The following is a 21544-nucleotide window of genomic DNA, read 5'->3' on the forward strand; positions in this document are numbered from 1 at the left end:
CCAAATCGGGGTCCGCCCGATCATGGGAACAGATGTTCTATTCTGGGGAACGAGCTACCGAGGAGGCGTCATGCGCTGGGAGAACCTGACCGACGAGTCCGGTGGTCACGGCCGGACCCCCGACGGCGCGCTGTTCGGCGCGGACGCCGTGGTGACCCGTATCTTCGACACGCCCGAGTTCAAAGGCATCACCTTCCACGAGGTGCGGGCGCGCTCGATCCTGAACCGGGTGCCGGGCGCGTCCCGGATGCCGTTCGAGTGGACGGTGAACCCCTATCGGGGCTGTTCGCACGCCTGTGTGTACTGCTTCGCCCGCAAGACGCACAGCTATCTGGACCTGGACACGGGGCTGGGCTTCGACTCGCAGATCGTGGTCAAGGTCAACGCGCCCGAGGTGCTGCGCCGCCAGCTGGCCTCGCCGCGCTGGGGCGGGGAGCACGTGGCGATGGGCACCAATGTGGACTGCTACCAGCGTGCGGAGGGCCGGTACCGATTGATGCCGGGGATCATCGACGCCCTCACCGAGCGGGCCAACCCGTTCTCCATCCTCACCAAGGGCACCCTGATCCTGCGCGACCTGGACCGGCTGGTCCGCGCGGCCGAGGTCACCGACGTCGGCATCTCGGTCTCCGTGGGCTTCACCGACCCCGGCCTGTGGCGCACGGTGGAACCGGGCACCCCGGCGCCCGAGCGGCGGCTGGACGTGGTGCGCACGCTCGGCGAGCACGGCATCGGCTGCGCGGTACTGATGGCCCCGGTCATCCCCTTCCTCAGCGACCAGCCCGGCCAACTGCGCGACACCGTCCGCGCCATCGCGGAGTCCGGGGCCACCTCGGTGACCCCGCTGGTGCTGCATCTGCGGCCCGGCGCGCGGGAGTGGTTCATGAGCTGGCTGGGCGAGCACCATCCCCACCTGGTGGCCCGCTACGAGCGGCTGTACGCGGGCGGCTCCTACGCCCCCACCTGGTACCAGCGCCGGGTCACCCGCCAGGTGCACGAGCTGGCGCGGGAGTACGGCATCGGGCCGACCCGCGCGGGCGCCACCCGGCGCATCCGCCCGGCCCGGCCCGACGAACGGCCGGCGGAGCCGGAGCCGGAGCCGACGCAGCTCACCCTCATGTGAGCGCGTTCGAGGGCATCCGGCGACCCGTTCGGGTCAAGTGCGGAGCGGACGGGCTGAAGGGGACGGGGATCGCAGGGACGATGCCGCGAGGACCGCGGCCCTCGCGGTCCGCGCCATCCTCCGTCCCGTGGAGTTGCCACGCATGAGAACACGCGCAGCCGTGCTGGGCGCGACGGCCGTCCTGCTGGCGGCCTCGGCCACCGCCCTGCCCGTCCAGGCCGCCCCCGCCCCCGCCGCGCCGGGCCTGACCTGGAAGGACTGCGGCACCGGCGACTACCCGACCCTCCAGTGCGCCTCCCTGAAGGTTCCGCTGGACCACGCGCGGCCCGCCGGGCGGCAGATCTCGCTCGCCCTGTCCCGCGTCCCGCACACCGCGCAGACCTCCCAGGGCCCGCTGCTCGTCAACCCCGGCGGTCCCGGCGGCAGCGGGCTCACCCTCGCCGGGTACATCGCCTCCGCGCTGCCCCCGAAGGTGGCGGCGCAGTACGACGTCATCGGCTTCGACCCGCGCGGCGTCGGCAAGAGCACCCCGGCGCTGAACTGCGCCCCGGACCACTTCGCGCCGGTACGCCCCGACACCGTCCCGGCCACGCCCGAGCTGGAGCGGCGGAACCTGGGCCGGGTGCGGTCCTTCGCCGCCGCCTGCGGCAAGGCGCACGCCGACGTCCTGCCGTACATCGACACCGTCTCCGCCGCCCGTGACCTGGACTCGGTCCGCGCGGCCCTGGGCGCCGGCCGCCTCAGCTACCTCGGCTACTCCTACGGCACCTACCTGGGTGCGGTGTACGCCAAGCTCTTCCCGGGGCGGGTGCACCGGCTGGTGCTGGACTCGATCGTGAACCCGACCGGCGTCTGGTACGAGGACAACCTCACCCAGGACCATGCCTTCGACGCCCGCCACAAGGCACTGATGGCGTGGATCGCCGGACACGACGAGGCATACGGCCTGGGCACCGACCCCGCGCGGATCGAGGCCGACTGGTACGCGATGCGGGCCGCGCTGGCGAAGGACCCGGCGGACGGCAAGGTGGGCGCCGCCGAGCTGGAGGACACCTACATGCCGGGCGGCTACTACGACGGCTACTGGCCCTACCTCGCCGAGGCGCTGGCCTCCTGGGTCCACGACAAGGACACCGGGCCGCTGGAGCAGGCGTACGAGAACTTCGCCGCCGTCGACGCGGGCGGGGACAACAACTACAGCGTCTACACGGCCGTCCAGTGCCGGGACGCGCCCTGGCCGCGCGAGTGGCGCCGCTGGTCGCGGGACACCTGGGCGGCCCACCGCAAGTCGCCCTTCATGACCTGGAACAACGCCTGGTACAACGCACCTTGCGCGTTCTGGCCCACGCCCCCGCGCGAGCCCGTCAACATCGCCAACGGCAAGCTCCCCCCGGCCCTGCTCTTCCAGGCGACGGACGACGCCGCCACCCCGTACTCGGGTGGCGTGATGACCCATCGCCTCCTGGCCCACTCCAGCTTGGTCGTCGAGCAGGGCGGCGGCAACCACGGCATCACCCTGACCGGCAACTCCTGCCTGGACGACCACCTCACCGCCTACCTCACCGACGGCACGGTCCCCCGTGGCCGCGGCGAGGTGGACGCGGTCTGCGACAAGTCCCCGGCCCCCAAACCCCTGGACGCCAAGACGGCTCCCGCCGCGTCGAAGGGCTCGACCCTCCACGGCCTCCTGGGCTTCCGCCACTGAGCCCCCAACCGGTGCTCGCCGCTTCCGGCGGGCACCGGGAAATCCGGGGCGCCGGCCGGTGTCGCTCCCTAGGCTCCCCGCCCTGGGCACCCTCACCATCCGCCCGATGGCCCTCTCCGCCTGCGACCGCGTGGCGGAGATCCGCGTGACGGGCCGGCGGCACGCCTACCGGGGACTGATGCCGCAGGCGGACCTGGACGAGCTGGGCGTCGAGGCGGACGCCGAGCGTCGCCGGGCGCACTTCACGCGCCCGGACGACCCCACCACGCACCTGGTCGCGGAACGCGCGGGGCAGGTCGTCGGCTGGGCCTCGGTGGGCCCGTACCGGGACGGCGAAACCCGCACGTCGGACGTCGAGTTGTACGCCCGCTACGCCGACCCGCCCACCTCGCAACCGGCGTCGGCCGGGCCCTCCTCACCGAGGCCCTCGCCCGCAGTACCGCCCACCCGCGCATGCTGCTCCGGGTCCTGCGCGACAACACCCGCGCCCGCCGCTTCAACGAGCACGCGGGCTTTCGCCCGGACGGCGCCGAGGACGGCACGTCGGTCCGGGAGGTGCGGTACGTCAGGTCTCAACTCCGCCGCCGCTGACGCGGGATGCACCCCAGCGCGGTCACGGCGGCCTCCGCCAGGGCCGGGTGGGCGAGCGCCTCGGTCAGCACCCGCTTCGCTCGCGGGTCGGCCAGCGTGCCGAGGCCCTCCACGCAGGCGAGGGCGACCCGGCGGTAGGGGTCGTGGGGGCGAAGGCGTCGTTCGAGGGTGGTGATGAGGGCGGGGACCGACTCGGGGGCACGCAGCCGGACGAGGAGGCGCACCGGTTGCAGGGCATAGGCGACGCGGAGTTCATTGGTGGCGAGCGCGGCGGCCGCCCGCGCGGTGCGCGGGTCCCCGAGCACGGCCAGCGCCTCGGCGGCGGCCGCACACCGGGGCGGGTCGCGGTGGTTGAGGAGCAGCACCAGAGACTCGAACGCCCGCCGGTCCCCGGCGACTCCGAGCCGATAGGCAGCCAACTCTCGGGCCCACAGGGGTTGTCCGGGCGCGGTGAGGACCTCTGCCAGCTCGTCGTGATCCCCGGTGCCCACCAGCCTCTCGTAGGCGACTCCGCCCCGCGACTCCCGCCGTAAGCGTTCGGTGAGCACTCGCAACTCTTCGTCCACACACCCAGCGTAGGCGCGTGATGACGGTGAAGGGAGGTACATCACAAAGCCGAGTTGGCGCCCGCCACTGGCGCGCTCGTTACTCACTGGTTAAGCTCAGACGAGCGAGTTACCCACTCGCGCTTCGGCTGGCGACGGTCTGGTGACGCAACCGTCGAGAGCACGACCCGGCTCCGGGACAGGGCCGGTCGGCAAGTTGGACCGTCATGGGCGTGTGCGCGCCCGTCACGACGGCACCGGGCGTGTGCGCTTCGCAGCCCGGCAACACCCGCATCCCCGCGCTTCGGCACGCGTCCTCGCGCGTGTGGCGCGTTCCTCGTCGTCACCACTCTTCCTGGAGTTCCGCGATGGCCACTCCCCTGTCCCACACCCCTCCCTCCCCGCTGCGGACGATCGCCGTGGTCGGTCTCGGCACCATGGGCACCGGTCTCACCGAGGTCCTGGCGCGGGCCGGCCGCGACGTGGTCGGCATCGACATCGACGCGGCCCAGGCCGCCACGTGCGTCCAGGCGCTGGAGCGCTCCACCGCCCGCGCCGTCGAGCGCGGCCGGCTCACCGAGCCGGAGCGCGCCGCCCTGCTGGACCGGGTCACCACCTCCACCGACCTCGCCGCGGCCGCCGACGCCGACCTCGTGATCGAGGTGGCCCCGGAGTCGTACGAGATCAAGCAGCAGATCTTCGCCGAACTGGACCGCGTGGTGCGGCCGGAGACCATTCTGGCCACCGGCACCAACGCGCTCTCCGTCACCCGGCTCGCCGCCGGCTCGGAGCGCCCCGAGCGCGTCATCGGCCTGCACTTCTTCAACCCGGTGCAGGCGATGAAGCTGGTGGAGGTCGTGTCCTCGGTGCTGACCGCACCGCAGGCGGTCACCGCCGTCACCGACCTCGCGGTCGAGCTGGGCAAGGAGCCGGTCGCGGTGGGTGACCGCCCCGGATTCGTCGCGGACGGCCTGCTGTTCGGCTATCTGAACCAGGCCGCCGCGATGTACGAGGCGCGCTACGCCTCCCGCGAGGACATCGACGCCGCGATGCGGCTGGGCTGCGGTCTGCCGATGGGCCCGCTCGCCCTGCTGGACCTGATCGGCGTGGACACCGCCCGCCGGGTCCTGGAGGCGATGTACGCCGAGTCCCGTGACCGCCTGCACGCCCCGGCGCCGATCCTGAAGCAGCTCAGCCAGGCGGGCCTGACCGGCCGCAAGGCGGGCCGCGGCTTCTACACCTACGCGGCTCCGGGCAGCGCCGAGACCGTCCCGGACGCCTTCACCCCGGCGCCCGGCGACACCGCGACGGCGGGCCGTACGGTGCGCTCGGTGGGCGTGGCCGGGTCCGGCACGATGGCGTCGGGCATCGCGGAGGTGTTCGCCAAGGCCGGGTTCGAGGTGATCCTGGCCGCGCGCAGCGAGGAGAAGGCGCAGGCCGCGAAGGCGCGCGTCGGCAAGTCGCTGGACCGCTCGGTCGCCAAGGGGCGCCTGACCGCCGAGTCGGCGGCCGGGATGCTGGAGCGGATCACCCCGGCGGGCAGCTACGAGGCGTTCGCCGACGTGGACCTGGCCGTGGAGGCGGTCGCGGAGGACCTGGACGTCAAGCGGCAGCTCTTCCAGGCGCTGGACAAGGTCTGCAGGCCGGGCGCGGTCCTGGCCACCACCACCTCCTCGCTGCCCGTCGTCGCCTGCGCCCGCGCCACCTCGCGCCCGCAGGACGTGATCGGCATGCACTTCTTCAACCCGGCCCCGGCGATGAAGCTCGTGGAGGTGGTGCGCACGGTGCTGACCGACGACGACACCCACGCCACGGTCCGCGAGGTCTGCGCCCGGCTGGGCAAGCACCCGGTGGACTGCGGCGACCGCGCCGGCTTCATCGTGAACGCGCTGCTGTTCCCGTACCTGAACAACGCGATCAAGATGGTCGAGGAGCACTACGCCACCCTGGACGACATCGACGCGGCGATGCGGCTGGGCGGCGGCTACCCGATGGGGCCGTTCGAACTGCTGGACGTGGTCGGACTGGACGTCTCGCTGGCCATCGAGAAGGTGCTGCACCGCGAGTTCCGCGACCCGGGTCTCGCCCCGGCGCCACTGCTGGAGCACCTGGTGGCTGCGGGCTGCCTGGGCCGCAAGACCGGCCGGGGCTTCCGCGAGTATGCCCGCCGCTGACGGCGACGGTCTCCGGGACGGGCCGGAGTGGGGCGGGCTGCTCGAACCGGGCGGCCTCACCCCGCCCGGCCGGGCCCCCGTCCACCTCGGGGACGAGGGCCTCCCGGCACCCGCGCGTGGCACGGCGTCCATGCAGTACGTTCGGGTCATGTCCCAGCCCGTCAGGTCCTCACGTACATCCGCCGCCTCCGACGCACCGGAGAGCACCGCCGGCGGTCGCGCCGCCGCCCAGCGGCTGAAGATGCGCCGGGAACTGGCGGCGGCCGCGATGGAACTCTTCGCGTCCAAGGGGTACGAGGCGACCACGGTGGACGAGATCGCCGCGGCGGCCGGGGTCGCGCGGCGCACGTTCTTCCGCCACTTCCGCTCCAAGGAAGAGGCGATCTTCCCCGACCACGACGACACCCTGATCCGGGCCGAGGCGGTGCTCAACGCGGCCCCGGCGCACGAGCACCCGCTCGACACCGTGTGCCGCGGGATCAAGGAAGTCATGAGGATGTACGCGGCCCAGCCGGAGATCTCGGTGGCCCGCTACCGGCTGACCCGCGAGGTGCCGACGCTGCGCGAGGCGGAGATCGCCTCGGTGGCCCGCTACGAGCGGCTGTTCACCCGCTATCTGCTGGGCCACTTCGACGAGCGGGCGCACGCCGACGACGCCAACGACGATCCGCTGCTGGCCGAGGTCGCCGCGTCCGCCGTCGTCACCGCCCACAACCATGTGCTGCGGCGCTGGCTGCGGGCGGACGGCCAGGGCGACGTGGAGGCGCAGCTCGACCACGCCTTCGCGATCGTGCGCCGGACCTTCGGCACCGGCATCGGCGCCGGCCGGAGCACGGCCTCCGCGGCCGCTCCGGCCCCGGCGACGGCTTCCGCGCACGGCGAGGTGCTGGTGACGGTCGCCCGCACCGACGCCCCGCTCGACGAGGTCATGCGGACCATCGAGCAGGCACTCAAGGAGCGCTGAGCACGCGTTTCCCGCTGTGACGACGGCCACCCCTCGGGGTGGCCGTTTTGCCATGTCCGGGCCCGTTTTTTGGCGCCTGTCGGAGCCCGTTCGATCGATCATCGCTCATTTGTTACGTAAAGATTTCATGTGAGAGGAAGTTCTGGCACTCAGTGCCTTGCCGCCTGACACGCGGTGTCATACGTTGAGAGTGTCCGGACGGCCGGCGCGTAGCGAAATCCCGCGCGTCGGCTGTCCCCGCAAGCCACCCGGCTCGCGCGTCCGGACGCCTGCGTCACAGGCAACCTCCCGCGCCACAAAGCGCCGCCGAAGCACCAGCCGCCCAACCGACGGCACACCCCTCGCACCCCCCGAGCGCACTTCCCGCACCGACGAAACCCCAGCGCCCCTCCCTCAAGGGCGCTCACCGCCGGAGGCAATACCGTGACCGTTAAGGACATCCTCGCCGCGATCCAGTCGGACGCCACGTCCGCCGACTTCGCCGCCATCCCGCTGCCCGAGTCGTACCGCGCGATCACCGTGCACAAGGACGAGACGGAGATGTTCGCGGGCCTCGAGACCCGCGACAAGGACCCCCGCAAGTCCACCCACCTCGACGAGGTGCCGCTGCCCGAGCTGGGCCCCGGCGAGGCCCTGGTGGCCGTCATGGCCTCCTCGGTGAACTACAACTCGGTGTGGACCTCGATCTTCGAGCCGCTGTCCACCTTCGGGTTCCTGGAGCGCTACGGCCGCACGAACGAGCTGGCCAAGCGGCACGACCTGCCGTACCACATCATCGGCTCGGACCTCGCGGGCGTCGTCCTGCGCACCGGCCCCGGCGTGAACGCCTGGAAGCCCGGTGACGAGGTCGTCGCGCACTGTCTCTCCGTCGAGATGGAGTCCTCCGACGGCCACAACGACACGATGCTCGACCCCGAGCAGCGCATCTGGGGCTTCGAGACCAACTTCGGCGGGCTGGCGGAGATAGCGCTCGTCAAGTCCAACCAGCTCATGCCGAAGCCCGGCCACCTGAGCTGGGAGGAGGCCGCGGCCCCCGGCCTGGTCAACTCCACCGCCTACCGCCAGCTCGTCTCCCGCAACGGCGCCGGGATGAAGCAGGGCGACAACGTGCTGATCTGGGGCGCGAGCGGCGGACTCGGTTCGTACGCCACCCAGTTCGCGCTGGCCGGCGGCGCCAACCCGATCTGTGTCGTCTCCAGCGACCAGAAGGCGGACATCTGCCGCTCGATGGGCGCCGAGGCGATCATCGACCGCAACGCCGAGGGCTACAAGTTCTGGAAGGACGAGCGGACCCAGGACCCCAAGGAGTGGAAGCGCTTCGGCAAGCGCATCCGCGAACTGACCGGCGGCGAGGACATCGACATCGTCTTCGAGCACCCCGGCCGCGAGACCTTCGGCGCGAGCGTCTTCGTCACCCGCAAGGGCGGCACCATCACCACCTGCGCCTCGACCTCGGGCTACATGCACGAGTACGACAACCGCTACCTGTGGATGTCGCTCAAGCGCATCATCGGCTCCCACTTCGCCAACTACCGCGAGGCGTGGGAGGCCAACCGCCTGATCGCCAAGGGCAAGATCCACCCGACGCTGTCCAAGGTGTACTCCCTGGAGGACACCGGCCAGGCCGCGTACGACGTGCACCGCAACCTCCACCAGGGCAAGGTCGGCGTGCTGTGCCTGGCCCCCGAGGAGGGGCTCGGCGTGCGCGACGCCGAGCTGCGCGCCGAGCACATCGACGCGATCAACCGCTTCCGGAACGTCTGAGGAGCGAAACGTGACAGAGCGTCAGGCGCCGCAGGCGCGTGAGAAGGACCGTCCGTGGCTCATGCGGACCTACGCCGGGCACTCGACGGCGGAGGCGTCCAACGAGCTGTACCGGCGCAACCTCGCCAAGGGCCAGACCGGTCTGTCGGTGGCGTTCGACCTGCCCACCCAGACCGGCTACGACGCCGACCACATCCTCGCCCGCGGCGAGGTCGGCCGGGTCGGCGTGCCCGTCTCGCATCTGGGTGACATGCGCAGGCTGTTCCAGGACATCCCGCTGGACCAGATGAACACCTCGATGACGATCAACGCCACCGCCATGTGGCTGCTGGCGCTCTACCAGGTCGTCGCCGAGGAGCAGGGTGTCGACATCACCCGGCTCCAGGGCACGACCCAGAACGACATCGTCAAGGAGTACCTCTCGCGCGGGACGCACGTCTTCCCGCCGGGACCCTCGCTCCGGCTGACGACGGACATGATCGCGTACACGGTGTCCCACATCCCCAAGTGGAACCCGATCAACATCTGCAGCTACCACCTCCAGGAGGCCGGCGCCACGCCGGTCCAGGAGATCGCGTACGCCATGTCCACCGCCATCGCGGTGCTGGACGCGGTGCGCGACTCGGGCCAGGTGCCCGAGGAGCGCATGGGCGACGTGGTGGCCCGGATCTCGTTCTTCGTCAACGCGGGTGTCCGCTTCGTCGAGGAGATGTGCAAGATGCGGGCGTTCGGCCGCATCTGGGACCAGGTCACCCGCGAGCGGTACGGCATCGAGAACCCCAAGCAGCGCCGGTTCCGCTACGGCGTCCAGGTCAACTCGCTCGGCCTGACCGAGGCGCAGCCGGAGAACAACGTCCAGCGGATCGTGCTGGAGATGCTGGCGGTCACCCTCTCCAAGGACGCCCGCGCGCGTGCCGTGCAGTTGCCCGCCTGGAACGAGGCGCTGGGCCTGCCCCGGCCCTGGGACCAGCAGTGGTCGCTGCGCATCCAGCAGGTGCTGGCGCACGAGAGCGATCTGCTGGAGTACGAGGACATCTTCGCCGGCTCGCGCGTCATCGAGGAGAAGGTGTCCGCCCTGGTGGACGACTCCTTCGCGGAGATGGCCCGGATCGAGGAGATGGGCGGCGCGATGGCCGCCGTCGAATCCGGTTACCTCAAGTCCCAGTTGGTGGCCTCGCACGCCGAGCGGCGGGCGCGGATCGAGTCGGGCGACGAGAAGATCATCGGCGTCAACATCTTCGAGACGACCGAGCCGAACCCGCTCACCGCCGACCTGGACACCGCGATCCAGACGGTCGACCCGGCCGTGGAGAACCGGGTGATCGAGGCGCTGGGCACCTGGCGGGACACCCGCTACCAGCCGCCCTTCAACCACCCGCGCCCCTGCAAGGCGCTGGAGAAGCTGAAGGAGGCCGCCAAGGGCACCGACAACCTCATGGAGGCCACCCTGGAGTGCGCCCGTGCCGGTGTCACGACCGGCGAGTGGGCGGGGGCGCTGCGCGAGGTGTTCGGCGAGTACCGGGCGCCGACCGGCGTCTCCTCCGCCCCGGTGGCGGTGGCCGCCGAGGCCGGGTCCGCGATGGCCGGGGTGCGGGCACGGGTGGACGCCACCGCGCGCGACCTGGGCGTCGGCAAACTGCGGTTCCTGGTGGGCAAGCCGGGCCTGGACGGGCACTCCAACGGCGCCGAGCAGATCGCCGTACGCGCCCGTGACGCCGGGTTCGAGGTGGTCTACCAGGGCATCCGGCTGACCCCGGAGCAGATCGTGGACGCCGCGCTCGCGGAGGACGTGCACGCGGTCGGCCTGTCCATCCTGTCCGGCTCGCACGCCCAGCTCGTGCCGGACGTGCTGGACCGGCTGCGCGAGGCCGGGGCGCACGACATCCCGGTGATCGCGGGCGGGATCATCCCCAACGCCGACGCCGAACTGCTGAAGTCGGCCGGCGTGGCCGCCGTGTTCACCCCGAAGGACTTCGACATCACCGGAATCATCGGCCGTATCGTCGACGAGATCCGCACAGCGAACAAGCTCGACCCCCTGGAGGTCCCCGCATGACGACCCCTGTCAACCGCCTTCGCCCGCGCCGCTCCTGTCTCGCGGTGCCGGGGAGCAATCCGCGGTTCCTGGAGAAGGCACAGGGCCTCCCGGCCGACCAGGTCTTCCTCGACCTGGAGGACGCGTGCGCGCCGCTCGCCAAGCCCGAGGCGCGGCACACCATCGTCAAGTTCCTCAACGAGGGCGACTGGACGGGCAAGACACGGGTCGTGCGGGTCAACGACTGGACGACCGAGTGGACCTACCGCGACGTCGTGACGGTGGTCGAGGGCGCCGGCCCCAACCTTGACTGCATCATGCTGCCCAAGGTGCAGAACGCCCAGCAGGTGGTCGCCCTGGACCTGCTGCTGACGCAGATCGAGAAGACGATGGGCTTCGAGGTCGGCCGGATCGGCATCGAGGCGCAGATCGAGAACGCGCAGGGTCTGAACAACGTCAATGAGATCGCGTCGGCCAGTCCACGTATCGAGACGATCATCTTCGGCCCTGCGGACTTCATGGCGTCGATCAACATGAAGTCGCTCGTCGTGGGCGAGCAGCCGCCCGGCTACCCGGCGGACGCCTACCACTACATCCTGATGAAGATCCTGATGGCCGCCCGCGCCAACGACCTCCAGGCGATCGACGGCCCCTACCTCCAGATCCGCAACGTGGACGGCTTCCGCGAGGTCGCCGGCCGCGCCGCCGCGCTCGGCTTCGACGGCAAGTGGGTGCTGCACCCCGGCCAGGTGGACGCCGCCAACGAGGTCTTCTCCCCCTCGCAGGAGGACTACGACCACGCCGAGCTGATCCTGGACGCCTACGAGTACTGCACCTCCGAGGCGGGCGGCAAGAAGGGTTCGGCGATGCTCGGCGACGAGATGATCGACGAGGCCAGCCGCAAGATGGCCCTGGTCATCGCGGGCAAGGGCCGCGCGGCCGGGATGCGGCGGACGTCCAAGTTCGAGATTCCGGAGGCGTGAGCATGCAGTTCGGGCGCACCTACGAGGAGTTCGAGGTCGGGGCCGTCTACAAGCACTGGCCCGGCAAGACGGTCACCGAGTACGACGACCACCTCTTCTGCCTCCTCACCATGAACCACCACCCGCTCCACATGGACGCCAACTACGCCGAGAGCACCACCGACTTCGGCAAGAACGTGGTGGTCGGCAACTACATCTACTCGCTGCTGCTCGGCATGTCGGTGCCGGACGTGTCCGGCAAGGCGATCGCCAACCTGGAGATCGAGTCGCTGAAGCACGTGGCGCCGACCTTCCACGGCGACACGATCTACGGCGAGACGACCGTGCTCGACAAGTGGCCGTCGAAGTCGAAGAACGACCGCGGGATCGTGCACGTGGAGACCAAGGGCTACAAGCAGGACGGCACCCTGGTGTGCGTCTTCCGCCGCAAGGTCATGGTGCCGACCGAGACGTACATCAAGGAGCGCGGCGGCGAGCAGCCGGGCCGCCCGGAACTCAAGCAGCAGGAGAAGTAGGCCATGGCCCGACTCGCCCAGACCGCCGGTCTGACGGACATCCAGCAGGAGATCCTCTCCACCGTCCGCGACTTCGTGGACAAGGAGATCATCCCGGTCGCCACGGAGCTGGAGCACCGCGACGAGTACCCGCAAGCGATCGTGGACGGCCTGAAGGAACTGGGCCTCTTCGGTCTGATGATCCCCGAGGAGTACGGGGGCCTGGGCGAGTCGCTGCTCACCTACGCGCTGTGCGTGGAGGAGATCGCCCGCGGCTGGATGTCGGTCTCCGGGATCATCAACACGCACTTCATCGTGGCGTACATGCTCAAGCAGCACGGCACGCAGGAGCAGAAGGACCACTTCCTGCCGCGCATGGCGGCGGGCGACATCCGGGGCGCGTTCTCGATGTCGGAGCCGGCGCTCGGCTCGGACGTGTCGGCCATCACGTCCAAGGCGGTGAAGGACGGCGAGGAGTACGTCCTCAATGGCCAGAAGATGTGGCTGACGAACGGCGGAACGTCCTCGTTGGTGGCCGTTCTGGTCCGGAGTGACGAAGGACACCCCGAGGGCACCGCGCCCCACAAGTCCATGACGACCTTCCTGGTGGAGAAGGAGCCCGGTTTCGGCGAGGTCCGGCCCGGTCTCACCATCCCCGGCAAGATCGACAAGATGGGGTACAAGGGCGTCGACACCACCGAGCTGATCATGGACGGCCTGCGCATCCCGGCCGACCGGGTGCTCGGTGGCGTCACGGGCCGGGGTTTTTACCAGATGATGGACGGCGTCGAGGTCGGCCGTGTCAACGTCGCGGCGCGTGGCTGCGGTGTCGCCCAGCGCGCCTTCGAACTGGGTGTCTCGTACGCCCAGCAGCGGCACACCTTCGGCAAGCAGATCGCCCAGCACCAGGCCATTCAGTTCAAGCTGGCCGAGATGGCCACCAAGGTCGAGGCCGCCCATGCGATGATGGTGAACGCCGCGCGCAAAAAGGACTCCGGGGAGCGAAACGACCTGGAGGCCGGAATGGCCAAGTACCTGGCCTCCGAGTACTGCAAGGAGGTCGTCGAGGACGCCTTCCGCATCCACGGCGGCTACGGCTTCTCCAAGGAGTACGAGATCGAGCGCCTGTACCGCGAGGCGCCGATGCTGCTGATCGGTGAGGGTACCGCCGAGATCCAGAAAATGATCATCGGTCGCCGCCTGCTCGAAGAGTATCGATTCCAGGGCTGATTGTCCGGAGACGGGGTGTTATCGCCGAGAAGAAGATCACACCCCGTCGACGCTCTTCGGCCGCCGACTCGGCTTCCTGGCTTGCCCAGTTGCGGCCCGCGCCCGGTACGATCCCCGGAAAGCCGCCGTCCCCCGTCATTGCGCGGCATCATCCGCTACGAAGGTCATCCATGCCCCACAGCCAAACCTCTGCACCCAGCGACAGCCGAGCCGGCGGCGTACGCCTCGCGCGCGGAGCATCGCCGTGGCTCCTCCCGACCGTCGCCACCGCGGCCCTCAGCCTGGCACGGGCCCGCCGCTCGGGCGTCGCCAAGGCCGTCGCCGTGCCCGCCACCGCTCTCGCGGCGGGCATGCTGTGGTTCTTCCGCGACCCGGAGCGCGAGATCACGGCGGGCCGCGTCATCTCGCCCGCCGACGGTGTGGTGCAGAGCATCATGCCCTGGAAGGACGGCCGCACCCGCGTAGCCATCTTCATGAGCCCGCTCAATGTCCACGTCAACCGCGCGCCCCTCGCGGGCACCGTGACGTCGGTCGAGCACATCCCCGGCGGCTTTGTTCCGGCTTTCAACAAGGAGAGCGAGAACAACGAGCGCGTAGTCTGGCATTTCGACACCGAACTCGGCGACATCGAGATGATCCAGATCGCGGGCGCTGTGGCCCGCCGCATCGTGCCGTACATCCCTGAGGGCACGAAGGTCGAGCAGGGTGACCGCATCGGTCTGATCCGCTTCGGCTCGCGTGTCGACCTCTACCTGCCCGAGGGCGTGGAGGTCGATGTCGAGGTCGGTCAGAAGACCGTGGCTGGGGTGACTCGCATTGACCGTGATTGATCCAGAGACACAGGCGGGCTGGGTGCCTGAGGCCGACGAGGCGGGCGACGAGGAGGAGATGCCCCTCTCTATGCGCCTGTCGATAGCGGACACCCTCACGCTCGGCAACGCGACCTGCGGCTTCATGGCGGTGTACTTCACCACCACCGGCATCCTCATCCCGCACCTCACCGGCAGCCAGGAATCCGGCATGGCCCGCCACAGCGCGGCCACGGCGGTCATCCTCATGCTCTGCGCGGCGGTCTTCGACCTCTTCGACGGGCTGGTGGCGCGCAAGCTGCGCTCCTCCCCGATGGGCGCGGAGCTGGACAACCTCTCCGACCTGATCAGCTTCGGCCTGGCCCCGGCGTACTTCGTCCTGGTCTACGGCATGGTCGCGGACGACGCGCACCAGCGGGTGGCGGCACTCGGGGCGATCGTGGTGCTGCTCGCCGTCGTGCTCCGGCTCGCGCGGTTCTCCTGCGTGACGCTCAAGGACGGCATGTTCCAGGGCATGCCCTCGCCGTTCGGCGCGCTGACGGTCGTCTCCATCGTGCTGCTGGAGCTGCCGTTCCCGGCCACCCTGCTGGCCATCGTGGGCACCGCCTGGCTGATGGTGAGCCGGGTCGAGTACCCGAAGCCGCGCGGCCGCCTCGCCGGCGCGATGCTCGGCTGGATCGTCCTCTCCATGGGCCTGCTGGCCGCCTGGGCCTTCGACGCCCCGGGCGGACAGCTCCTCCTCCAGACGGGCTGCGCACTCCAGCTCGTCATGGGCGCGGTGATCCCGCTGTTCGCCACGGCCCGCCGGGTGAACAACTTCCGCGACAACCGTCGGGAGGCGCGGGCGGCGCAGTTGCCGTAACGCGTGATTGCTTTGCTTCGGGGCCCCGGACCTTCATCGGTCCGGGGCCCCTTTGCCTTGCCCTCGGTGTCAGATCAGGTGCTGCTCCGCGATGCGGGACGCGACTTGTTCCAGCAGGGGGCCCGCCTCGGCCATGCAGGTGGCGGGGTCGGGGTTCAGGGCGGTCAGGGGGTAGGCCGCCGTGATGCCGGCCCGGTGGAGGGCCTCAGGGGGCAGGGTCAGTCGGCCGCACACCGCGACGACCTCCTTGCCCGCCGCGCGGGCGGCCGCGGCCACCCCGGCCGGGGCCTTGCCGCGGAGGGTCTGTTCGTCCAGGGCGCCCTCACCCGTGATGACGAGGTCGGCGCGGGCCAGGGCGTCGGCGAAACCCAGGACGTCGAGCATGACCTCGATCCCGGCGCGGAAGCGGGCGCCGAGGAGGAGGGCCGCGTAGCCGACACCGCCCGCCGCGCCCGCGCCGGGCCGGTCCGCGAGGTCGGGTGCCAGGACGGCCGCGAGGCGGGTCAGGGCGGCGTCGAGGAGGGTCACGTCGGCCGGGGAGGCGCCCTTCTGCGGGCCGTAGACGGCGGCGGCGCCGTGCGGGCCGGTGAGGGGGTTGTCCACATCGCTGGCCAGGATCAGCTCGACCGAGGCGAGGCGGGGGTCGAGACCGGTCAGGTCGGCCTGGGCGAGGTCGGCGAGTCCGCCCCCGCCCGGTCCGACCGGCTCCCCCCGCTCGTCCAGGAACCGCGCGCCGAGTGCCGTGAGCATCCCGGCACCGCCGTCCGTCGTGGCGCTCCCGCCGACACCGAGGACGACGGTCCGGGCGCCCGAGTCCAGGGCGGCCCGCAGCAGCTCGCCGGAGCCGTGGGTCGACGCGGTGAGCGGGGCGAGGGTCCCGGCGGGGAGGCGGCGGAGTCCGCTCGCCTCGGCCATCTCCACGACCGCCCTGTCCCCGCGTACCGCGAAGGCCGCGGTCACCGGATGCCCCAGCGGCCCGGCGACCTTCACCTCCCGTCGCTCGAACCCGGCGGCGAGGGCCGCTTCCACGGTCCCGTCCCCGCCGTCGGCCACGGGCAGCGTCTCGACCTCCACGCCGGGTACGGCCCTGCGCAGCCCGGCCGCCACGTGCGCGGCCACCTCCGCCGCCGTCAGCGACCCCTTGAACTTGTCCGGGGCGACGAGCACCCTGCGACCCACACCGTCCATCACTCCGCGTCCCCTCACCACTCGCTCCACCGCCCCTCCGGGACGGCGCGGCGTCCACCCTAGGCGTTGTGATCGACGCCCCCTGGTTACGCTGCCTGGATGACCACCTCTGACGACTTCGCCACGTACATCGCGGGCCTGCCGCGCGTCCTGTCCGCCGCCGCGACCCTGTTCCGGGACGCGGACGGGCGGGTCCTGCTGGTCGAGCCGAACTACCGGCCGGGGTGGGGCCTGCCGGGCGGCACGATCGAGTCCGACGACGGCGAGACGCCCCGCCTGGGCGCGCGCCGCGAGACGCTGGAGGAGATCGGCCTGGACCGCGCGCCGGGCCGCCTCCTGGCCGTGGACTGGGTCCCGGTCCCCGGCCACATGCCACTGGTCGCCTACCTCTACGACGGCGGCATCCTCACGGAGGCCGACCTCAAGGCCATCCACCTCCAGGAGGAGGAACTCCTCTCCTGGCGCCTCGTCCCCCGCACCGACCTCCCCGACTACCTCCCCCCGCCCCTGGGCCGCCGCGTCCTCGCCGCCCTGGACGCCCTGGAGGACGGCGACGGCCCGGCGGAACTGGAGAACGGGCACCGGGCGGCCGGATGAGATCGCCTTCCGTAAAGCACTCCCCCAGGTGAGACCCTCGTGTGACTGCTCGAAGCACTGTTGACGACATCCACGGGGGAGCGAATGTCGTTCGAGGAGGAGTGGGCACAGCTCAGGACCAGCGCCCTCGCGCGCCGATCGTCGCGGCGATCCCCGCGCTGCGCCGCGAGGGGGCCGAAGCGAGCGCCGATCCGCTGACGCGACTGGCCGGGAGCGGGCCGAAGCAGGACTACTACCCCACCGCCGGGGACGGCCCCGTCTCGCCGACCCTTTGAGAACATCCGCCTGCAGATCGCCGGCCTTCCCGGTGCGCGGGACAGCTACTGGGACCCGCCCGGAACCGCCGGGGAACGCGCCGACTGGATCTCGGCGAACAAGGAGATCATCAAGGCGGCGGCCCGCAACTCCGGCCTTCCGCCGGACATGGTCGCCGGTATCGCCTGGCAGGAGATCGGCGGACAGCCGGGCATCCTCGACGACCTGACGGACACGATCCGCGAACAGGCCGACTCGCCGATCAGCCCGATCGCCCCGGAGAGCCTGCCCTGGCGGCTAGGCGGCGATCCCGACAACACGTCCATGGGCCCCATCGCCATCCAGATGCGCCGGGGCGCCGAAGTCCCGGGCTACGACCCGGACAACCTGTCATGGTGCTCGCCGTGCCGATCATCCTGCTCACCCTCGTCTCCGCCTACTTCTGCTGGACGGCGCTGACGATCCGGCCCTCCGGGGCGTGGGACGACGACGCGTACGCGGGGATCGTGCTGGCGTGTGTGATGAGCGTCGGGGCGGCCGGGGTGGCGGCGGCGGTGTGGGTGTTGCCGCCGGTGCGGCGGGTGTTGGGCTGGGGATGGGTGGTGCCGGCGGTGGTGCTGGGGGTGGTCACGGGGGTGCGGTGGGCCACGGGCGGGTGAGCGGTATCCGGTGGCCGGCTGGGGCGGGACCGGCCTGGCCCGAGGGCTAGAACAGCACCCCCGCCTCGGCCCGCTCCGAGCCGCGTTCGAAGGCCAGCAGCCGCCGCTTGCGGTCCAGGCCGCCGCCGTAGCCGGTGAGGCTGCCGTCGGAGCCGACGACGCGGTGGCAGGGGACGATGATGCCGATCGGGTTGCGGCCGTTGGCGAGGCCGACCGCGCGGGAGGCGCCGGGGGTACCGAGGGCGAGGGCCAGTTGGCCGTAGCTCCGGGTCTCCCCGTAGGGAATCTCGGTGAGCTGATCCCACACCCGGCGCTGGAACGGCGTGCCGTGCAGGCCGAGCCGGACGGTGAACCGCCGGATATCCCCGGCGAAGTAGGCCGCCAACTGCTCCATGGTCTCGCCGAAGACATGGAGGCTGTCGTCGCGCGGGCCGAAGGTGTCGTCGGCCGGGCGGTGCCGCTGGTCGGTCATGTACAGGCCGCACAGGGCGCCGTCGGCGTCCGCGACGAGAGTCAGCGGCCCGTAGGGGCTGTCGGTCACGGTGTGGTGTCGCACGGGAAGTCCTTCAGGCCGGGAGGAAGTTGATCGGGTGGCTGTCGGTCGCCCACAGGTACTGCACGGCGTACGCCCGCCAGGGGCGCCATGCCTCGGCGCGGGCGGTGAGCGCGGCCGGGGTGGCGGGCAGGCCCAGGGTCTCGGCGGCGCGCCGGACGCCCAGGTCGGTGGGGAGGAAGGCGTCGGGATCGCCCAGGGCGCGCATGGCGATGACGTCGGCGGTCCAGGGACCGAAGCCGGGCAGCTCCAGCAGACGGGCGCGGGTCTCGGCCCGGTCGGCCTCCACGCCGAGGTTCAGGGTGCCGTCCGCGAGCGCGCCGACCAGCGTGGTCAGCGTGGCGCGGCGGCTGCGCGGCATGGCGAGGGTCCCGGGGTCCACGGCGGCCAGCGCGTCGGGGTCGGGGAAGAGATGGGTGAGCCCGCCCTCGGGGTCGTCCAGCGGCTTGCCGTGCGCGGTGACCAGCCGGGCGGCGTGGGTACGGGCGGCGGCCGTGGACACCTGCTGCCCGAGCACCGCGCGTACGGCGAACTCCGCCTCGTCGACCGTGCGCGGCACCCGGCGCCCCGGGCCGGCGTCCACCAGCGGGGCGAGCAGCGGGTCGGCGCGCAGCCGCTCGTCCACGGCGGCCGGGTCGGCGTCCAGGTCGAGCAGCCTCCGGCACCGGCTGATGGCCACGGTGAGGTCGCGCAGGTCGCTGAGGCCGATCCGGCAGCCGACGTGGGTGGCCTCGGGCGTGAGGGCGACGATGCCGTGCCCGTACGGCAGCCGCAGCGTGCGCCGGTAGGCGCCGTCCCGCCACTCCTCCACGCCGGGTACGGCGGTGGCGGCGAGGTGGCCGAAGAGGTTGCTCGGGTTCAGCGGGGCGCGGAACGGCAGCCGTAGCGTGAGCGTGCCCGCGGTTCCGGCCGCCCGGGCGCGGGGTGCGCGGGCGCGCAGGTCGGTCGGAGCGAGGGCGAAGACCTCGCGGACGGTGTCGTTGAAGGTGCGGATCGAGGAGAACCCGGCGGCGAAGGCGACCTCCGCCATGGGCAGCGCGGTGGTCTCGATCAGCAGTCGCGCGGTCTGGGCGCGCTGGGCGCGGGCCAGGGAGAGGGGCCCGGCGCCGAGTTCGGCGAGGAGCTGGCGCTCGATCTGGCGGGCGGAGTAGCCGAGCCGGGCGGCGAGTCCGGGTACGCCCTCACGGTCCACGACCCCGTCCGCGATGAGCCGCATGGCACGGGCGACCAGGTCGGCGCGGTGGTTCCACTCCGGGGAGCCTGGGGTGGCATCGGGCCGGCAGCGCTTGCAGGCGCGGAACCCGGCGCGCTGGCAGGCGGCGGCGCTCGGGTAGAAGGTCATGTTCTCGGCCTTGGGCGGCACGGCGGGGCAGCTCGGGCGGCAGTAGATGCGGGTGGTGAGCACGGCGGTGAAGAACCAGCCGTCGAACCGGGCGTCCTGGGACTGGACGGCGTGCACGCAGTGCTCCCGGTCGAAGGGGGCCGGGGGTGGGGGCGGGGTGCCCGTGGTCGCTTTCCGCATGGGTCAAGCATCGGGTAGTGCTGCCGCCATGGCTGGCGAGATTCCGACATGCACGTCGGGCGGGGCCGGCCCCGTTTCGTCTGGATCACGGGAGACGGAGCGGATGGCACCCTCCCTCAGCAGGAACTCGACCGCCTCGACGGTCTCCTCCGGCTCGCACGGCTGCGCGCCGGCGCGGCGGGTACCGGTCGATCGATCACAGCCCCCGGACGGCGCGGCTCACCCGGCCCGCCTCGGCCGCGCGGCGCTCGGAGGCCCTCCCCCGTCCCGGATGCCCGACCCAGCGCGTTCAGCGGGGCTGACCGAGTACTGCCGCCGGACGCAGGTTCTCCTCGAGTTCTTCGCCCATGGCCGCGCAGGCCAGTGCCCGTCCCAGTCGAGGTGCCTGTTTGAACAGGTTGTGCCCGGCGGCGAAAAAGATTCTGTCGGCTTCCCAGACCGCCATGCCGTCCTCGCTCCACGGCAGGCTTGTCACCCAGCAGTGAAGGTGCTCGACGGGCTCCGGGTCGAGGCCGGGCAATGCGCGGGAGACGTACGCGCGGGCGCGGTCGCTGAGTTCCGCCAGTGCTGCGGGGTCCGCGAAGCTGCCGTCCTCCCGCACCTCGACCGTCTGACTGAGGCCCACCGCGTATCGGCTGTTGCCCGGATAGGGGACCGCGTAGACGCCGACCTCCCCGAAGTCACCGCTGCTGTCCTGCAGGCAGGCGACCCGCTCCGGGGGCGCTCCCCTGACCTGGAAGGTGAGGCGGACGTGGGCCGCCGGCTGCACGGGGAGCGAAAGCCCGACGGTGCGCGCCAGCCGCGCGGTGCCGAGGCCCGCGCAGACCACGGCCGTTGCGTACTCTTCGCGGCCGACGGCACTGAGCACCTCCACCGTGCCGCGGCCCGTCGGATGGAGCGAGATGACCTCGTCGGTGACCACGGAGTCACCCAGCGCGTCGGCCAGGCTCTCGACCGCGGCACGGGTACGGATGGCCCCGCCGTCCTCGTCGAGCATCGCGGGACCGCGGTAGTCGGCGAGCAGCGGCATGCGGGCGTGCAGCTCGGCGCTGTCCAGGGTTCGGACCGGTATGCCGCCGGCATCCTGCAGAATGCGCAGTCTCCGGGGCACGGGACCGCCCAGGGCGACCACTCCGTCCCCGGAGATCAGTTCGGCGCCCAACCGGTCGGCCCACTCGTCCCAGACGGCGCGACCCTGCCGGGTCAGTTCCACCAGGCGGGGGTCGTCGTGCGCGTGGCGGAATATGCGGGACTGGCCACTGGACTGCCCGTGGCCCGGAGCCCCGCGTTCGTAGACCCGCGCCGTCGTTCCGCGTTCGGCCAGTGCGTAGGCGGTGCAGAGTCCGACGATGCCGGCTCCTACCACGGCCACCTCGGGTACCCCGTCCATTCGATCGCCTCACTTCGCGTCCAAAGCCGTTCTCCATGGAGCAGGGGCTGGGTACGTCTGTCGCCACCGCGGACTGGTGGATGACCGGACCCCACGAGCGG

At 71.6% G+C, this 21544-nt stretch carries 19 protein-coding genes and 1 pseudogene; 15 read left to right on the top strand and 5 right to left on the bottom strand.

Features of this window, described 5'->3' with window-relative positions; genetic code table 11:
• The first annotated feature begins 70 nt into the window (after window positions 1-70).
• The 3 genes and pseudogenes from OG448_RS05555 (at window position 71) to OG448_RS05565 (ending at window position 3419) form a co-directional block, all read left to right on the top strand.
• Window positions 71-1123, top strand: a complete 1053-nt coding sequence (locus OG448_RS05555; RefSeq protein ID WP_405551803.1) for an Rv2578c family radical SAM protein — start codon at window positions 71-73, stop codon at window positions 1121-1123.
• 142 nt (window positions 1124-1265) lie between these two features.
• The gene (locus tag OG448_RS05560; protein ID WP_405551804.1) at window positions 1266-2828 is read left to right on the top strand and encodes an alpha/beta hydrolase; all 1563 of its coding nucleotides are present in this window, start codon (window positions 1266-1268) and stop codon (window positions 2826-2828) included.
• 106 nt (window positions 2829-2934) lie between these two features.
• A pseudogene (locus OG448_RS05565) lies at window positions 2935-3419 on the top strand (GNAT family N-acetyltransferase).
• Here OG448_RS05565 and OG448_RS05570 read toward each other — a convergent pair.
• Window positions 3401-3985 carry an adenylosuccinate lyase gene (locus OG448_RS05570; protein WP_405551805.1) on the bottom strand — a complete coding sequence of 195 codons (585 nt, stop codon included), beginning with the start codon at window positions 3983-3985 and terminating at the stop codon, window positions 3401-3403. The pseudogene OG448_RS05565 and the gene OG448_RS05570 sit on opposite strands and share 19 nt — an antisense overlap.
• A 347-nt stretch (window positions 3986-4332) precedes the next feature.
• On the opposite strand from OG448_RS05570, the gene OG448_RS05575 reads away from it, so the two are divergent.
• The 9 genes from OG448_RS05575 to pssA all read left to right on the top strand — a co-directional run bounded on the left by OG448_RS05575 (window position 4333) and on the right by pssA (window position 15279).
• Window positions 4333-6138 (top strand): 3-hydroxyacyl-CoA dehydrogenase family protein, encoded by a 1806-nt coding sequence (locus OG448_RS05575; protein WP_405551806.1) that lies wholly within the window; start codon window positions 4333-4335, stop codon window positions 6136-6138.
• Between the two features lie 148 nt (window positions 6139-6286).
• Entirely contained in the window at window positions 6287-7102 is an 816-nt protein-coding gene (locus OG448_RS05580) for a TetR family transcriptional regulator (protein WP_405558700.1), read from the top strand.
• Between the two features lie 423 nt (window positions 7103-7525).
• The gene (gene ccrA / locus OG448_RS05585; RefSeq protein ID WP_037855229.1) at window positions 7526-8866 is read left to right on the top strand and encodes a crotonyl-CoA carboxylase/reductase; all 1341 of its coding nucleotides are present in this window, start codon (window positions 7526-7528) and stop codon (window positions 8864-8866) included.
• 10 nt (window positions 8867-8876) lie between these two features.
• Window positions 8877-10922 carry a protein meaA gene (locus tag OG448_RS05590; RefSeq protein WP_405551807.1) on the top strand — a complete coding sequence of 682 codons (2046 nt, stop codon included), beginning with the start codon at window positions 8877-8879 and terminating at the stop codon, window positions 10920-10922.
• Entirely contained in the window at window positions 10919-11884 is a 966-nt protein-coding gene (locus OG448_RS05595) for a CoA ester lyase (RefSeq protein WP_161201681.1), read from the top strand. Before OG448_RS05590 ends, OG448_RS05595 begins: the two co-directional genes overlap by 4 nt.
• A 2-nt stretch (window positions 11885-11886) precedes the next feature.
• Entirely contained in the window at window positions 11887-12399 is a 513-nt protein-coding gene (locus OG448_RS05600; protein ID WP_361113603.1) for a MaoC family dehydratase, read from the top strand.
• Between the two features lie 3 nt (window positions 12400-12402).
• Window positions 12403-13608, top strand: a complete 1206-nt coding sequence (locus OG448_RS05605; protein ID WP_405551808.1) for an acyl-CoA dehydrogenase family protein — start codon at window positions 12403-12405, stop codon at window positions 13606-13608.
• Between the two features lie 170 nt (window positions 13609-13778).
• Window positions 13779-14438 carry a phosphatidylserine decarboxylase gene (locus tag OG448_RS05610; protein ID WP_086691036.1) on the top strand — a complete coding sequence of 220 codons (660 nt, stop codon included), beginning with the start codon at window positions 13779-13781 and terminating at the stop codon, window positions 14436-14438.
• Window positions 14425-15279 carry a CDP-diacylglycerol--serine O-phosphatidyltransferase gene (gene pssA, locus OG448_RS05615; protein WP_078858459.1) on the top strand — a complete coding sequence of 285 codons (855 nt, stop codon included), beginning with the start codon at window positions 14425-14427 and terminating at the stop codon, window positions 15277-15279. Before OG448_RS05610 ends, pssA begins: the two co-directional genes overlap by 14 nt.
• Before the next feature lie 69 nt (window positions 15280-15348).
• On the opposite strand, the gene OG448_RS05620 is transcribed toward pssA, so the two are convergent.
• Complete coding sequence (locus OG448_RS05620; protein WP_405551809.1) at window positions 15349-16467, bottom strand: glycerate kinase; 1119 nt, start codon at window positions 16465-16467, stop codon at window positions 15349-15351.
• A 99-nt stretch (window positions 16468-16566) separates the two neighbouring features.
• Here OG448_RS05620 and OG448_RS05625 point away from each other — a divergent pair, with 99 nt between their 5' ends.
• The 3 genes from OG448_RS05625 (at window position 16567) to OG448_RS05635 (ending at window position 17978) form a co-directional block, all read left to right on the top strand.
• Window positions 16567-17064, top strand: coding sequence for an NUDIX domain-containing protein (locus OG448_RS05625; protein WP_405551810.1), 498 nt, complete (start codon window positions 16567-16569; stop codon window positions 17062-17064).
• 101 nt (window positions 17065-17165) lie between these two features.
• On the top strand, window positions 17166-17339 hold the full coding sequence (locus OG448_RS05630) for a hypothetical protein (RefSeq protein WP_405551811.1): 174 nt from the start codon (window positions 17166-17168) through the stop codon (window positions 17337-17339).
• Between the two features lie 372 nt (window positions 17340-17711).
• Window positions 17712-17978 carry a hypothetical protein gene (locus OG448_RS05635; RefSeq protein WP_405551812.1) on the top strand — a complete coding sequence of 89 codons (267 nt, stop codon included), beginning with the start codon at window positions 17712-17714 and terminating at the stop codon, window positions 17976-17978.
• A 46-nt stretch (window positions 17979-18024) separates the two neighbouring features.
• On the opposite strand, the gene OG448_RS05640 is transcribed toward OG448_RS05635, so the two are convergent.
• The 3 genes from OG448_RS05640 to OG448_RS05650 form a co-directional block, all read right to left on the bottom strand.
• Entirely contained in the window at window positions 18025-18534 is a 510-nt protein-coding gene (locus OG448_RS05640; protein ID WP_405551813.1) for a methylated-DNA--[protein]-cysteine S-methyltransferase, read from the bottom strand.
• Between the two features lie 10 nt (window positions 18535-18544).
• The gene (locus tag OG448_RS05645) at window positions 18545-20053 is read right to left on the bottom strand and encodes a DNA-3-methyladenine glycosylase 2 family protein (RefSeq protein WP_405551814.1); all 1509 of its coding nucleotides are present in this window, start codon (window positions 20051-20053) and stop codon (window positions 18545-18547) included.
• A gap of 289 nt (window positions 20054-20342) precedes the next feature.
• Complete coding sequence (locus tag OG448_RS05650) at window positions 20343-21443, bottom strand: NAD(P)/FAD-dependent oxidoreductase (protein ID WP_405551815.1); 1101 nt, start codon at window positions 21441-21443, stop codon at window positions 20343-20345.
• Between the last annotated feature and the right edge of the window lie 101 nt (window positions 21444-21544).

Source organism: Streptomyces sp. NBC_01171 (genome assembly GCF_045039805.1).
Classification (GTDB): Bacteria; Actinomycetota; Actinomycetes; order Streptomycetales; family Streptomycetaceae; genus Streptomyces.

Coding starts and splice junctions, on each gene's coding strand:
- OG448_RS05560 (WP_405551804.1), top strand. CDS start 1,266: ATGAGAACACGCGCAGCCGTGCTGGGCGCGACGGCCGTCCTGCTGGCG.
- OG448_RS05580 (WP_405558700.1), top strand. CDS start 6,287: ATGTCCCAGCCCGTCAGGTCCTCACGTACATCCGCCGCCTCCGACGCA.
- OG448_RS05605 (WP_405551808.1), top strand. CDS start 12,403: ATGGCCCGACTCGCCCAGACCGCCGGTCTGACGGACATCCAGCAGGAG.
- OG448_RS05555 (WP_405551803.1), top strand. CDS start 71: ATGCGCTGGGAGAACCTGACCGACGAGTCCGGTGGTCACGGCCGGACC.
- OG448_RS05635 (WP_405551812.1), top strand. CDS start 17,712: ATGGTGCTCGCCGTGCCGATCATCCTGCTCACCCTCGTCTCCGCCTAC.
- OG448_RS05575 (WP_405551806.1), top strand. CDS start 4,333: ATGGCCACTCCCCTGTCCCACACCCCTCCCTCCCCGCTGCGGACGATC.
- OG448_RS05620 (WP_405551809.1), bottom strand. CDS start 16,467: ATGGACGGTGTGGGTCGCAGGGTGCTCGTCGCCCCGGACAAGTTCAAG.
- OG448_RS05625 (WP_405551810.1), top strand. CDS start 16,567: ATGACCACCTCTGACGACTTCGCCACGTACATCGCGGGCCTGCCGCGC.
- OG448_RS05650 (WP_405551815.1), bottom strand. CDS start 21,443: ATGGACGGGGTACCCGAGGTGGCCGTGGTAGGAGCCGGCATCGTCGGA.
- OG448_RS05610 (WP_086691036.1), top strand. CDS start 13,779: ATGCCCCACAGCCAAACCTCTGCACCCAGCGACAGCCGAGCCGGCGGC.
- OG448_RS05595 (WP_161201681.1), top strand. CDS start 10,919: ATGACGACCCCTGTCAACCGCCTTCGCCCGCGCCGCTCCTGTCTCGCG.
- OG448_RS05645 (WP_405551814.1), bottom strand. CDS start 20,053: ATGCGGAAAGCGACCACGGGCACCCCGCCCCCACCCCCGGCCCCCTTC.
- OG448_RS05600 (WP_361113603.1), top strand. CDS start 11,887: ATGCAGTTCGGGCGCACCTACGAGGAGTTCGAGGTCGGGGCCGTCTAC.